This window comes from Paenibacillus wynnii, from assembly GCF_000757885.1.
In the GTDB taxonomy this organism is placed as follows: domain Bacteria; phylum Bacillota; class Bacilli; order Paenibacillales; family Paenibacillaceae; genus Paenibacillus_AQ; species Paenibacillus_AQ wynnii.
Window position 1 is genome coordinate 875,149 of the sequence record NZ_JQCR01000003.1, and the last position, 14,103, is coordinate 889,251.

The 14,103-nt window shown below is 43.5% G+C and carries 15 protein-coding genes; 12 read left to right on the top strand and 3 right to left on the bottom strand.

Annotated elements, in window-relative coordinates:
* The first annotated feature begins 75 nt into the window (after positions 1-75).
* From PWYN_RS19445 to PWYN_RS19465, 5 genes are all read left to right on the top strand, one after another.
* Positions 76-966: a carbohydrate ABC transporter permease gene (locus PWYN_RS19445; RefSeq protein ID WP_036655373.1), complete on the top strand. Its 891-nt coding sequence runs from the start codon at positions 76-78 to the stop codon at positions 964-966.
* A gap of 17 nt (positions 967-983) precedes the next feature.
* A complete protein-coding gene (locus PWYN_RS19450) occupies positions 984-1,808 on the top strand; it encodes a carbohydrate ABC transporter permease (protein WP_036655375.1) in 825 nt (274 codons plus the stop codon).
* Positions 1,809-1,890: 82 nt separating this feature from the next.
* Positions 1,891-3,675, top strand: coding sequence for a cache domain-containing sensor histidine kinase (locus PWYN_RS19455; RefSeq protein ID WP_036655378.1), 1,785 nt, complete (start codon positions 1,891-1,893; stop codon positions 3,673-3,675).
* Complete coding sequence (locus tag PWYN_RS19460; RefSeq protein ID WP_036655380.1) at positions 3,653-4,858, top strand: response regulator; 1,206 nt, start codon at positions 3,653-3,655, stop codon at positions 4,856-4,858. The genes PWYN_RS19455 and PWYN_RS19460 overlap by 23 nt, the downstream gene beginning before the upstream one ends.
* A gap of 154 nt (positions 4,859-5,012) precedes the next feature.
* Entirely contained in the window at positions 5,013-5,468 is a 456-nt protein-coding gene (locus tag PWYN_RS19465) for a divergent PAP2 family protein (RefSeq protein ID WP_036655383.1), read from the top strand.
* Here PWYN_RS19465 and PWYN_RS19470 read toward each other — a convergent pair.
* Positions 5,465-6,322 carry a helix-turn-helix domain-containing protein gene (locus PWYN_RS19470; protein ID WP_036655385.1) on the bottom strand — a complete coding sequence of 286 codons (858 nt, stop codon included), beginning with the start codon at positions 6,320-6,322 and terminating at the stop codon, positions 5,465-5,467. The two genes, PWYN_RS19465 and PWYN_RS19470, sit on opposite strands and share 4 nt — an antisense overlap.
* 239 nt (positions 6,323-6,561) lie before the next feature.
* Between PWYN_RS19470 and melA the strand changes: the two genes are divergently transcribed.
* The 6 genes from melA (at position 6,562) to PWYN_RS19500 (ending at position 10,770) form a co-directional block, all read left to right on the top strand.
* Positions 6,562-7,860 carry an alpha-glucosidase/alpha-galactosidase gene (gene melA, locus PWYN_RS19475; RefSeq protein WP_036655388.1) on the top strand — a complete coding sequence of 433 codons (1,299 nt, stop codon included), beginning with the start codon at positions 6,562-6,564 and terminating at the stop codon, positions 7,858-7,860.
* A 76-nt stretch (positions 7,861-7,936) separates the two neighbouring features.
* Positions 7,937-8,185 carry a hypothetical protein gene (locus PWYN_RS19480; protein WP_036655390.1) on the top strand — a complete coding sequence of 83 codons (249 nt, stop codon included), beginning with the start codon at positions 7,937-7,939 and terminating at the stop codon, positions 8,183-8,185.
* A gap of 127 nt (positions 8,186-8,312) precedes the next feature.
* Entirely contained in the window at positions 8,313-8,825 is a 513-nt protein-coding gene (gene msrA, locus PWYN_RS19485) for a peptide-methionine (S)-S-oxide reductase MsrA (RefSeq protein ID WP_036655392.1), read from the top strand.
* 28 nt (positions 8,826-8,853) lie between these two features.
* Positions 8,854-9,543, top strand: coding sequence for an HAD family hydrolase (locus tag PWYN_RS19490; RefSeq protein WP_240479793.1), 690 nt, complete (start codon positions 8,854-8,856; stop codon positions 9,541-9,543).
* Positions 9,536-10,414 carry a pentapeptide repeat-containing protein gene (locus tag PWYN_RS19495; RefSeq protein ID WP_036655394.1) on the top strand — a complete coding sequence of 293 codons (879 nt, stop codon included), beginning with the start codon at positions 9,536-9,538 and terminating at the stop codon, positions 10,412-10,414. The genes PWYN_RS19490 and PWYN_RS19495 overlap by 8 nt, the downstream gene beginning before the upstream one ends.
* A 44-nt stretch (positions 10,415-10,458) precedes the next feature.
* The gene (locus PWYN_RS19500) at positions 10,459-10,770 is read left to right on the top strand and encodes a Dabb family protein (RefSeq protein WP_036655396.1); all 312 of its coding nucleotides are present in this window, start codon (positions 10,459-10,461) and stop codon (positions 10,768-10,770) included.
* 69 nt (positions 10,771-10,839) lie between these two features.
* Here PWYN_RS19500 and PWYN_RS19505 read toward each other — a convergent pair whose 3' ends face one another.
* Together PWYN_RS19505 and PWYN_RS19510 are read right to left on the bottom strand one after the other, a co-directional pair.
* Positions 10,840-12,162: a sugar phosphate nucleotidyltransferase gene (locus PWYN_RS19505; protein ID WP_036655397.1), complete on the bottom strand. Its 1,323-nt coding sequence runs from the start codon at positions 12,160-12,162 to the stop codon at positions 10,840-10,842.
* Positions 12,163-12,176: 14 nt separating this feature from the next.
* Positions 12,177-12,992 carry a DUF6492 family protein gene (locus PWYN_RS19510; RefSeq protein ID WP_036655399.1) on the bottom strand — a complete coding sequence of 272 codons (816 nt, stop codon included), beginning with the start codon at positions 12,990-12,992 and terminating at the stop codon, positions 12,177-12,179.
* Positions 12,993-13,205: 213 nt separating this feature from the next.
* Here PWYN_RS19510 and PWYN_RS19515 point away from each other — a divergent pair, with 213 nt between their 5' ends.
* Positions 13,206-13,958 (top strand): YheC/YheD family protein, encoded by a 753-nt coding sequence (locus PWYN_RS19515; protein WP_036655401.1) that lies wholly within the window; start codon positions 13,206-13,208, stop codon positions 13,956-13,958.
* Positions 13,959-14,103 lie beyond the last annotated feature (145 nt).

Here is a 14,103-nt window from a genome sequence, read left to right on the forward strand (position 1 = left end):
TAATTAGATTGTCCAATCGATGCGAAGTTGCTTAACGCTTCTTCGCATCGAGTTTATATTAAGGGGGCGGAAATGATGAAAGTTCTGAAGGTGCCAGCACGCACAATAGCCGTCTTCGTATTGCCATGTCTGCTGCTGTATGTGTGCCTAGTATTTGTTCCTATTATGGTTTCAATATATACAGGTTTACTGAAGTGGGATGGATTGACTCCATCGAATTTTATCGGCCTTGGCAATTTTAAAGACATGTTTTTTAATGATCCAATATTTTGGCCTTCTGTAAGAAGAACTTTGTTGTACGCTGTAGCATCCATGCTCGAAATTCCATTGTGCTTGCTTATGGCTATTCTTCTTAATCGTTATTTGAGAAAGGCAAATACCTTGGTGTCTATCTACTTCACACCGGTTATTCTATCCGTCGTAATTATTGGACAACTTTGGAAGACTATTTATAACCCGACCTCCATGGGAGGCATGCTGAACGGAGTTTTGACTTCACTCGGTTTGGAGAGTTGGACTCATAACTGGCTTACTGAACCTAATATCGCCATGTTTGCACTCTATTTTGTATCACTCTGGCAGTATTTCGGCTATCATCTGTTGATTCAATTTACCGGAGTACAGAATATACCTGATGAATTGTATGAAGCAGCAAAAATCGACGGCGCAGACGGATTTAAGGCGGATCGCTACATAACGTTACCGCTGATTGTCCCGATCTTTAAAATATCGATAGTACTTGCGTTTATTGGATCACTGCAGGCATTCGATTTAGTCATGGTTATGACTGGTGGGGGACCGGCACATGCTACGGATGTTATCTCCACACATATGTATAATAGTTCCTTCCTATCCTTCAAATATGGTTACGGAAGTGCCATCGCCACATTCCTGGTAGCTGTTTGTCTCGTATTTACCGGATTTATTAATTTCTTCTTTAACAAGCTTGAGAAAAAATATAATTAGGAAAGGAGTGCGCGATCATGCGAAAATTTAAAAAAGGACTCGTGTATCTTCTTTTTGCGATACCTGTCATCACCCAACTGTATCCTCTTTTATGGTTACTAATGTATTCATTGAAGACCAACGAAGAAATTCTGGACGGTAATTTCTTCGCATTTCCCCGTGCGGTACAGTGGGGTAACTATAAAACTGCCTTTGAATCGGGAAGTTACCTTAAATTCTTGTCAAACAGTGTATTTGTAACAGCAATAACTATGATTTGCGTTATTCTGCTAAGTTCGATGGTTGCTTATGCTATCTCGCGTTTCCGCTGGAAGTACGGTAACTTGGTCATGACCATCTTCTTGATGGGAATGATGATTCCAATGCAGGCCACATTACTTCCACTGATGATTATCTTTAAGAACATGCATATTCTTAACACGCATTGGTCACTGATTCTACCGTATATCGCTTTTTCTACACCGGTCTCTGTCTTTATTCTTAGTGGTTTCATGAAAGCTATACCACATGAAATTGAGGAATCGGCCTTTATCGATGGAGCAAGTATATACCGTATATTCCGCAGTATCATTCTTCCTGTATCCGTACCGCCGATGATGACTGTTTGTATCTTGACCTTCATCAACATCTGGAATGAATACATCCTGGCGGCAACCTTTATTTCTTCAGAGAAACTAAAGACATTGCCATTTGGGGTTTACACATTCGTCAGCCAATATTCTGTTAACTACGGGGCAATTGGAGCCTTTCTGGTCATGGGTGCGCTTCCGGTTATCCTTATTTACTTCTTCTTGTCCAACCAAATCACTAAGGGTATGGTCGCAGGAGCAGTAAAAGGTTAATTCTAGGATTGCTATTAAAATCACAATGGATTTATAATAAAGATTCAGCAGGACACACAAGATGTGAAAGGGGGGGAGTCCTTTGCGAAGCGGCTTTCATTCCATACATCATCGGTTGTTCCTGCTGTTTCTTTTTTGCATGTCAGGAATACTCTTGATTGTCAGTCTGCTGTACTACAACCGAACTACGGACCAAATCCATGATAAAATCAGTGATTTGTCGCAAAAAAGTGTGGCTCAGACCGCCGGATTGTTCAGTTTGCTGTATAAAGGTTATGACAGCCTTTCGAAATCATTAAGTAATAACTTTGAGATGATTCGTTTACTTAATGAAACCAGCGAGGCGCCGGCAATAACCTACATTAATGAGCAATCCATTACGAATATTATTGGTGCGATATTTTATTCCCGAGATGACCTAGTGGGTATCCACGTGATCAGTGATAAAGGGAGAATCTACAATTACGGAAATAATATGAATGTAGTCGATCCCGAATACCAAACCAAGGATTGGTATAAACAAATTAAGGACTCCTCAGGAAAAATGGTTTGGCTAGGGGTCTTTGAGCATTCACTTATTGATCAGGTAGAAGACAGCCCTGTATTTGCCTTCGGACGGCAGATTTACGATTTAAATGAGCATAAACCCATTGGGATTGTTCTTTTTGAGACGAACCCGCATCCGATTTTAGACGCTCTAGATAATTTAAAGCTCGGTGAGCACAGTCAGGTTTCTTTGATGTCTGAAGCCGGCCAGGTGTTATCTTCAACAACTGAATCTGCACCTGCCCTGGATCAATTGCCGAATTTAGAGCATTCCCAAAATGTCGTTGTCAAACAAGTCTCTGATCGGCTTGTTGTTGCATCCAAGCTATCCTTTGCCGACTTGTGGGTGATTAGCAGTACTCCCGATCGTGACTTAAATGTAGAAGTAATTGAAATGAAGAGGTATCTGTTAATTGTTATTTCGATTCTTATTATTGTTTCCACCCTGATTGCTTCTATCGTATCCCAGACGATATCCTCCCCGATCAAGAAGCTAATTCGTGAGATGAAGCAGGTGGAGATCGGGAACTTCCGTGGGATGCTAAGTGTTGCTTCTTATCAGGAAATCAATATTCTCGTAGCTTCCTTTAACCGGATGGTTCAACAGATTGAAGATCTGATCGAGCGGGTGAAGCTCTCTTCGGTCAGTGAGAAGAACGCCGAACTACATGCCTTACAGTCCCAAGTAAATCCTCATTTTCTGTATAACACGCTGGATATGATCTATTGGATGCTTGATGAGAAGGAAAACGATCATTTAGGAGAACTTGTACTCTCGCTTTCATCCATGTTCCGTTATAGCAGCTATTGGGAAGACGGGGTAGAAGTAACGTTGCGTGAAGAATTGGAACAGATAGGACACTATCTAAAAATTATATCCATCCGCCTGGAAGGGCGACTGCAAATCCGAATAGACATCGATGAGAGATGGTTGGATATTCGTCTTCCCAAAATGACTGTACAGCCAGTTATAGAAAATGCAGTAAAACATGGTTTGGAATCCTTGGATCGTCAAGGAATTCTGAAGGTCTACACATTTGAAGAAGGCTCGGATCTCAAAATAATAGTAGAGGATAATGGAAGCGGAATGGATACAACGAAATTAAATCGTCTAAATAACACCTTGAACGGGGAGAGTCCCAAGGAGATGGGCAAAGGGGGCATCGGCCTCCTGAATCTGCATCGCCGATTGCAGCATATGTTCGGAGAGCCTTACGGCCTTCAGGTTCAAAGCTTCCTTGGCGAAGGAACTCAGGTTGCCATTGTGGTGCCCATTCCAAAGGAAGGAGAAATACGTAGTGAATATACTCATAGCCGATGATGAACGTGTAATACGGGAAGGCATAGAGCGTACGATCAGACAAATATGTCCCGATTATGAAGTTTATTTGGCAGCCTCGACGGAGGAAGCGGTCAAAGTGATGGAAGAACACCAGATCCAAATGGTGCTGACCGATATTCTAATGCCGGGATTAAACGGTTTGGAGTTTATGAGAATTTCTAAACGCAGGTATCCTCATGTGAAGTGGGTCGTTATTTCAGCGCATAGTGAATTTTCTTATGCTCAGGAGGCGGTTCGTCTAGGGGCGAGGGATTATCTGCTCAAACCGATTGGTAAAAACCGTTTGCAGGAGGTAATCAATAACCTTGTGGCGGAAATTCAACAGGATAGTAAAAAGTCGCAGGAAGGCGAGCGATTGAAAAGTAGCCTGAAATATTTACGTGAAGGGGTATTCCAAAGACTTGCCTCCGGTCTGGATATCGGGAATTTGGACTTAAGCCCCTTTATTCATAACTACCTCCATTTTTATTTAATTATGGTGCAGCTGGATAACGGCGATAAAAGTGTTCGCTTGGAGCATTTTATTGTGGAAAATGTGCTCTCTGAACTCATTGATCGGAATGGACGGGGTTTTGTCGTGAGTTATGATCGCCAGAGTCTGCTGGGTCTGATTAGTCTGAATGAAAACACACAGATTGAGCAGTTCCAAGAGGACGTTAAGGTGCATTTGAAGCATTCTTTGAAGGTACCCTTCCAAGTTATTCTTTCGGGACAGTGCACCGATTTCAATATCGTTCCGCAAGTAGTCATTCGTATGAGGACGGCTTCCGCTTCACAAGCCTTTGAGCCTGAACCTAATAAAGGGAGCGGTGAGAAGGCAATCGATGTGGCTCTGCAGTTTATTAAAGAGCACTATTCGGAGGATCTTACCTTAGAAAAGATGGCTTCTGTCGTTTTTCTCAATCCTGCCTATTTCAGTCAATTATTCAAGCAAAAGACAGGGCAGGGATACAAGGAGTATGTTACGACTCTTCGGTTGGAGCAGGCGAAACGGCTGCTCTTGATTCCCAAGCTAAAGTTGGCGGAAATTGCCGAACGTGTAGGCTATCAGGACATGCGGCATTTCACTCAAATGTTTCGCAAAAGATACCATTTGACCCCTACAGAGTACCGCCAGCAGCAATATATTAACGTTCTAATGGGTAATAATGATCCGGAATAAACAACTAGTTGAACTTTATAGAAGAGATTAGTTTCTTAGTAAAAGGGAAACACTAACAATACCGTTTAACCAAGACAATTCAGAACATTCCAGTAATGTTCTGAATTGTCTTTTTCAAGTATACATAGATCGGCCCTAAAGGAGCACAGCTTCCATGCAGATTATTCATAATTTCCCTCTAATGGCGGCCCTGATGTCAATGATTGCCGCACAAGTCATCAAAGTACCCCTTAACCTGATCTGGAGCAAAAAATGGGATGTAACCCGTGCCTTTAGTACAGGAGGAATGCCGAGCTCACATTCGGCGGCTGTTACTTCGTTAGCTGCAGCCTTAGGAATAAGTGACGGACTAGATTCTTCTGCTTTCGCTGTAGCGGCAGTGCTTAGCGCAATCACCATGTATGATGCTGCGGGAGTTCGCCGACATGCCGGGTTGCAGGCCTCTTTTTTGAACCGGTTAGTGAAATCGACTCCCTCTCTGCTTAAAGATCATGGTTCGACAGGAACAGAGTTGAAAGAGCTGCTGGGGCATCGTCCCATTGAAGTTTTAGCGGGTGCTTTTTTTGGAATAGCCTCCAGTATTGTTATATACTTTACCCTCTATTCCTAAGAACGTAGGAGATTACGGTAATCACTAGGTGATTTTCCGCTCCATTTATGGAACTGCTTTGAGAAATAAAGTGCATCGTTAAATCCTACCGAGGAAGAGATTTGGTCTATGGTTAGGGTCCCCCCCAGAAGCTCCTTGGCTTTGTCCATCCTTACCTTCATTAGGTACTGCTTGGGCGATAATCCGGTTTTCTGCTTAAAAGCTTTGGATAAATGCGCCCGATGGTAACCCAGTGTTGAAGCCATCTGAACTATGCTGATGTGTTGATGGAACTGCAGTGTAATCCAGCGAATGGCCTGATCGATTTGACGGTCAATCACTTCCGGAAGTTGTTGGGGGTATGCAGGAAGAATACTACGGTTAGCAATCCCGAAATGATGGAATAACAGTCTCATCCAGCCGGATGCCTCTAAACTCTCAAGTCGGGGATAAGCAGATTGCTGGAACGATTTGCGAACCCTCTCATACACGGCACATATTTCAGTGATATCCTCCATGTGTAGCAAGGGTTTATCCCGCGTAATTCCAATCTCGCTAAACAGCTTCGCCGTTGCTTCCCCTTGTAGTCCAATCCATACATAATGCCATGGTGTAGTCCTGTCAGCCTGATAGCTGAATAATGACCCCGGGAAAATAACAAAGGTATCTCCAGCTCTGCATACCTGTGATAATCCTCCGGTTTGAAAGAGGCCTTCTCCATCCAGCACAGTGTGAATTAAAAAAAAGTCGTGCACGGAAGGACCAATCTTATGTCCGTGTATAGGTTTGCCTTCACCGCTGAACAACACGGTAGGATCATGGTCTTCTGGTGATAAATTAATGCCTATTGAAAAATGTGAATGATCGGGATTCATAGAAGCCTCCTAACTAGAAATACAATCAAATCTATTATAACCGATAAAATGCAACAATTGTCCATATCCTTCTTGTATTCCTCCATACTCACAATCACTAGTTTATTTTATAGTGAATAGTGAAGAGAGCAGCAAATAACGACTGATATTATAGCGATTATTCCTAGTATCCTTATTTTTCAAAAGAAAAATTGTGATATCAGCATTGTATGCCTCAAACTTAAGGAGGAATATTTCACATGTCTAAAATTACATTTATCGGAGCAGGTAGTTCCATCTTTGCCAAAAACGTATTGGGTGATTGCATGGGTACCCCGGCCCTTCAAGGCTTTGAATTGGCTCTATACGATATTGATCTTCAGCGTCTTTCAGACTCGGAAAGTATGCTGAATAACATTAAAAGAAGTACAGGAAGCACCTGTACTATAAAGGCCTATTCTGACCGTAAGGAAGCATTGCGGGGCGCTAAGTATGTTGTTAACGCTATTCAGGTTGGCGGTTACGATCCTTGTACGATTACTGATTTTGAGATCCCTAAGAAATATGGCTTGCGTCAAACGATTGCAGATACGGTCGGAATTGGAGGGATTTTCCGCAACCTTCGGACGATTCCGGTCATGCTTGATTTTGCTGATGATATTAGAGAGGTATGCCCGGATGCACTCTTCCTGAACTACACCAATCCTATGGCTGTATTAACGAATGTAATGAACACTTATGGTGGTATTAAGACGATTGGGTTATGCCACAGTGTTCAGGTATGTATCCCGAATTTATTTGACCATCTTGGAATAGATCAATCAGGCGTGCAAGCAAAGATCGCCGGGATCAACCACATGGCATGGCTGCTTGAAGTTACTAAGGACGGGAAAGACTTGTATCCGGAAATCAAACGCCGGGCGAAGGAGAAGCAGTTGGAGTCTCACGGGGACATGGTCCGTTATGAAATGATGCTGAAGTTCGGCTACTATATTACCGAGTCCTCAGAGCATAATGCAGAATACCATCCCTACTTTATCAAACGTAACTATCCAGAACTTATTGAACGGTTTCAAATTCCACTTGATGAATATCCGCGCCGTTGTGTAGATCAAATTAGCGGTTGGGAGAAAATGCGTGATGAACTAGTAAGTAATAAGGTACTTGAACATAATCGCTCGCATGAGTATGCCTCATACATCTTAGAAGCCATTGAAACCAACATACCTTTCAAGATTGGGGGCAATGTTATGAATACAGGATTAATCACGAATCTACCTAAAGAAGCCTGTGTCGAAGTGCCATGTCTTGTGGATAGTACTGGAGTGACACCAACATATGTGGGTGACCTGCCTCCTCAATGTGCGGCTCTCAACCGGACCAATATCAATACCCAGCTTCTGACGATTGAAGCGGCTATGACGGGTAAGAAAGATCATATCTACCATGCAGCAATGCTTGATCCGCATACGGCAGCCGAGCTATCCATGGATGATATTGTGAGTATGTGCGACGAACTGATTGCTGCTCACGGGGATTGGCTTCCTAAGTTCAAATAGGGTACAGCTTATCTTTCCTATGTGTGATTTGTATGATATGGTTTAGGTAACACACGTAGAGAAATGGAGTGTATCAATGAGTAAAGACAGAGTATGGAATAAAGGGAAGCACAACGGCCGCGGTATAGCAGGGGCAAATAAAAAACCGGGAAGTTCAATAGAAGGCAGCAATCCTGAAGCTATAGAAGTTGAGCTTGTGGACAGTAATGCTGGAAATACCGGCAATCCAATTCATAGTGTTCAACGAATGAACCGTGAGAATTGGGTGGTCAGACCTACTAGAGTTATTCCGAAAAAAACAAATAAGGATCCAAATGAATCCTAAGTAAGTTTAACGGCTCTTTCGCTCTGGCGAAGAGTCGTTTTTTGTTAACCGATATACTTTCTATTGACCTCTGCTAGCAAAGATGTGTTAAATAGAATCATAGATGAAATGAGAGGACAGAAATCTAATGGAACAAGCTATGTTTGCAGGGGGCTGCTTTTGGTGTATGGTTACACCGTTTGAGGAGTTACCGGGAATCCATGAAATTGTATCTGGATATACTGGTGGACAAACCGACAACCCCACTTATGAAGAAGTGAAAACAGGGACTACAGGTCATTATGAGGTTGTACAAATCACTTATGATCCCGCGCTTTTCTCCTATGAAAAGCTGCTTGAATTATATTGGCCGCAAATTGATCCAACGGATGCCGGGGGACAATTTCAGGACAGAGGGAGTCAGTACCGAACAGCAATTTTTTACTATACGGAAGAGCAGCGGTTGGCTGCACTTGCCACCAAGGCAGGAGTTACCATCAGTCGCAGATTCTCTAGTCCCATCGTAACGGAGATTCTTCCGGCAACAACCTTTTACCGTGCTGAAGAATATCATCAGGATTATCATAAAAAAAGTCCCAAGCACTATAAGGAAGATCGGGAGCAGTCCGGAAGAGACGCTTTTATAGAGAAAAATTGGTAAGGCATATATGGAGGGAGCAAAAAGAGAAGTGAACCGATTAAAGCATCTTTTATTTGATTTGGACGGTACCTTGACCGACCCCAAAGAGGGAATCACCAAAAGTGTGGAGTATGCCTTGAATAAGTTTGGTGTTCAAATAGAGCACCTTGATCTGCTAATCCCCTATATCGGGCCGCCTTTATATGATTCTTTTATCCAACTTAGTGCTTTCTCTGAAGCCAATGCGCTTCAAGCGGTGGCTTATTACCGTGAGCGTTATCGCGAGCTAGGGATGTTCGAGAACAAAGTCATTGAGGGGATTCCGCAATTACTTGAGGATCTGCAGCGTAAGGGATACCTCATGTATGTTGCTACTTCGAAACCAACGGTTTTTGCGGAGCAGATAATGAAGCATTACAACCTGGATTCTTATTTCCAACATATTGCAGGGAGTAATCTGGATGGCACACGCTCCAAGAAACAAGAAGTTATTCAGTATGTTCTGACCCACAATAATATACCCTCTGAACAGTCGTTAATGATTGGGGATCGGGAGCATGATATTATCGGGGCTAAAGCTTGTGGCGTTGAATCGATTGGCGTAACCTTTGGTTATGGTTCGAAAATGGAGTTGAACAACGCCGGAGCTGATCATATTGCGGATCAAGTAGAGGATATTGGAGTTATTATCTCCCAAATTCAAAGCCAAGACCCTTTAGGGAGGTCTTTCCTTGTCTGAGAACCACGAATTAGAATATTCACAGTCATCTTATGAGACTAGCCTCCAAAGTTTACAAGGAGATTGCGAGAACTGCTTCGGCTTGTGTTGTGCCGCCTTGCCATTCGCATCATCAGCAGACTTCGCGATGGACAAGGATGCTGACCACCCTTGCCACAACATGCAATCGGACTTTCGTTGCGGCATTCACACCACCCTAAGAGAGCGTGGTTTCCGAGGCTGTACAGTATATGACTGCTTTGGTGCGGGTCAAAAGGTTTCCAATATCACTTATGGCGGAAGCGACTGGCGCCAAGTCCCTAAATCCGCTAAGCAAATGTTCGAGGTATTTCGCATTATGCGCCAGCTACATGAACTGCTCCGGTATTTGACCGAAGCGTTAGTGTTGCCTGCTGCCCGCCCAATACATTCAGAGATCAGCTCTGCACTAGAGGATACGGAACGGCTCACTCAGCTTAGCCCCGATGCTATTCTTGAGTTAGACGTTACCGCCCATCGGGCAGAAGTGAACGTACTGCTCCTACGCACAAGTGAGTTGGTCCGAGAAGAGGCCTTGCGCGAGCAAAAAAACTCCAAGAGCCGTACGAAGAAGAACTTCGGCCGTGGAGCAGATCTTATCGGAGCCAAGCTCAAGGGGGCTGACCTGAGAGGCGTCAACCTGCGGGGTGCGTTCCTAATTGCCGCTGACCTAAGGGGCGCTGACCTGAGAGCCGCTGACCTCATTGGTGCTGACTTCCGTGACGCTGACCTGAGAGGGGCCAATCTGGTAGGGAGTATCTTTCTTACCCAGCCCCAACTCAACTCAGCCAAGGGTGATGCTGCCACTAAAGTGCCCTCGACACTCCAACATCCGTCTCACTGGGTTCTCTAAATCTTACCAATGATTAAATTTAATCATTCTGAGGAGGGTAACAAATGAGCAGTCCCTATATCAAACACATGGTCATTTTTAATTTAAAGCATGAGGTTGGATCTGCTGAAGCAGAACGGTTTCTTCAGGAAAGTAAATCGGTTCTCGTCACTATACCTGTTGTCCGTAACTTCGAGGTCCTGCGCCAGATGAGTGTGAAGAACGATTATGATTATGGATTCTCCATGGAATTTGTCAGCTTGGCTGATTATGACACTTATAATAATCACCCTATGCATGTGGAGTATGTACAGGACCGTTGGATGGTAGAGGTAGAGCGTTTCCTAGAGATCGATTTCCAAGAGATCGACGTATAATTGTAGGTTTAAGATAAAGAGGTGGGCCTTAAGGATAAGTCTTCAAGGTGCCCCACCTCTATTTGTCTCTCATTCCGTATAGATCGCTTCATCTATACTCCCCTTACCCACCCGAACCTCAATCCATTCCATGGCAGTAAACGCCCGGATTTCATGGATTACTCCTCGGGCAACTGTGAAAACATCTCCAACCCTTGTAGGATGAACCAAACCATCCAAGATTACTTCTCCACTTCCGGCTAATACAGTCCATATTTTGCTGGAATACCGGCTGCATAACTCTGGCGTATTATGAGCGGGTAGTAGAGTTAATTTAAGCGTAACAACCACATTTTCTTCGTTACCCGTCGTATCCAGAATACAATAGCTTCCCCATTGAGTTTCTCCATATAATGGGGTCGTTGAATGACTTCTTATTATTTCTTTAATTGCGTTCGCTTGAACTTTATTGGCGACAAGAATTCCGTCTGCACTTGCTATCGCAACGATATTGGGTACTCCAATGACGTACAGTGGAACGTCCAATTCATTAATAATATGGGTATTGCTTGTTTCTCCAGATATTCCACCCTTACCTACAACCGGATTCCGGAGCTGTTCTGTTAGGGTATCCCAACTGCCCAGATCTCGCCAATCCCCCTCGTGACGGATAACCGCAAGCTTCGCTGTGCGCTCCACTAACTCTTTATCAAAACTTCGTACAGGTAATTGGGGATACACAGCTATAAATTTATCAAAATCTATGGGTAATCCAATTTGTTTCAGATAGGACAGCATAAATTTAAGGGAGAATGCAAAGACCCCGCAGTTCCATAAGGCATTTTGTTGAATTAGAAGTAGAGCCCGTGCGAGATCAGGCTTTTCTTCAAATCGTTCAACGAGTGTATATTGCGTGGTAGCAGCTAAGCGGGGTAGGATATACCCATACTGATCCGATGGAAATGTGGGTCTTGTCCCAAGCAGCGCGATATCTGCCTGGGAAGCTTTTAAAATTTCGGGAAATGCATGGAAATGTCCAAAAAAGTTATCGTCCGCAAACATATCGGCAGGTGCCACGCAAATCGTATCGTCCAGTTTCGCTTTCCCCCTGGAGTATAGATGAAGGCACCCTAGAGCGGCTGCAGTAAAAGTACCCCGCTTCCAAGGCTCTCCAATCACCGGATAACAATCCTTCGTATATCTTCGGGTTAGACCCATCTGATCCTGATGAGTGATGAATAAAGCTGATTCACCGAGACCTTGCCCAGAGAGCTGACGGCATAACCGTCCAATCATGGATTCCAGCCCACCGTCCGGTGCGGGAAGCAGCTCCAGGAACATCTTTGATCGAATAGGATTTGATAGCGGCCACAAGCGCTGTCCGGAACCACCGCATAGGAATAAGGTATGCACGGATATCTTCCTCCTTAGGGTCTTGATGTACGGGTGTAACCCTTACGCTGATGAAAGGAAAGAGAGCGGTACGTCTTAGACAACTTCGTTGTTTGACCCTTACTTAAGGATGAAGCAGAGGTTTTAAGAGACTTATTCTGTGCGTTTTTTAGAATAACTGCTGAAGGATTCTCACTGTATATATAGTTGGCGTATGTCTCGAATTCTGAGAATCCAAATTGTTGTTTCTTATTAATGCTGCGGAGAATGGCGGTATACCAGGGAAGGCCGTGTTTGGCTTCTATTTTACGTTTTAATTGAGCCAGCTTGTTTCTCTCAAACAGCATGTAATGAGTGACGAAGGATCTGGGGGAAGGGGCTTTGGTACCCAATAATTTGCGGTAGGTACGAAAATACTCAGGCTGACTCCAATTTCGACAGTAGAAAATCGACTTTCCGTTAGAACGAAAACGATGCGGGCGAATCAGAATGGTGTCTGCGTCAATCACTAGGAAATAATTCTCCCGGCAAAGGGTATCCCCATTCATTTTCAGCAACTGCTGGTACAGCCATCCGGAGCGGTTCCATCGGGTCGAGGAATAATGGATATCTTTTTTGGTAAAGGGCAGGAGAGTTGTTTCATCGACAAAAGCACATCCTTTTCGGGAGCAAAGATTCTTTATTCTGCTGTTATTGGGAGAGACAATGTAAATTTTGGTGATAGGATGTTGAACATAACGGCGAAGACTATCAATTACATAAGGAAGTGTGGCTAAATCCTTTTCGATCGCCGGGATTAGGACATCAATAGCTGGGCTGCCAGACGTATGGCCTAAGAAGGTAGCTGACATATATACTCATCTCCAAGCACAAATTCGCATTATGCGTCTGCACTAAGTTATGTGGATTCATTGGCTTATGTACGGGCGAAGGTGACGGGAAAATTATATCTTATGAAGCAGGGCATATGTTTTACTCTTCTGTTCGTAATCTTGCATAGGATGCAGTGACGCTTGGAAATTTGCAAAGTGCTAATGCATCCTATCGGGACAGGAGAGTGCAGTGTGAAGGTGAAAACCGTAAACCCAGTGCAAAGTAAATGGATTAAGACCCAATTGCTGCTTCGCAACAGTTTTATCAAACAATATATACCGGATACCCGTAAATTTAACAGTAAGAACTTGGAACAGATGATCTACAGCTATGGAATGATATATGTAAAACCCGAGCGGGGAACTTACGGAAATGGAGTTATTCGTGCCGAACGAAGGGAGCGATACGGGTTCACCTATCAGCATGAAGAGACCATTAGAAACTTTGACACCTTTGATGCCTTTTATAAGAGTCTTGCGAAGCGCACGGGGGGAAGAAGTTATCTGATACAAAAAGGAATCCATCTCCTGAAGCATAACAATCGTCGGTTCGACATTCGTGTGATGGTTCAATTAAGTCCCAAGGGAGTTTGGGAGGCAACAGGGGTCATTGGCCGTCTAGGACATCCCCGTAAAATTGTCACGAATTATCACAGCGGAGGTAAACCGATGGCTATTGAAAAATTGCTGTCTACCCATCTCTCAGAACGTCAAATAGAACATCTAACCAGAGATTTAAATGAACTGGGAATTCGAATGGCAGCACAGCTTCAGAAAAACTACCCAAGAATAAATAAAATCGGCGTTGATGTTGGGTTAGACCGTACATTTACCCCATGGATCATAGAAGTGAACATGAACCCAGACCCTTATATATTTAATCAGCTTAAGGATAAATCTATGTACAAAAAAGTGATGAGGTATCGTCGATTCTATTTGAAATAGCTTGGACGTAGAAAGCCTGAGAAATCGGGCTTTTTTTGCTGAATCCCAATAGTTAATAGCGTTAATAATTAACTGTATGATTAAAATAAAAAGGTGAATTTTTCCGATTTTTATGGAACATTTTGTTGAATAATCAGACAAACAG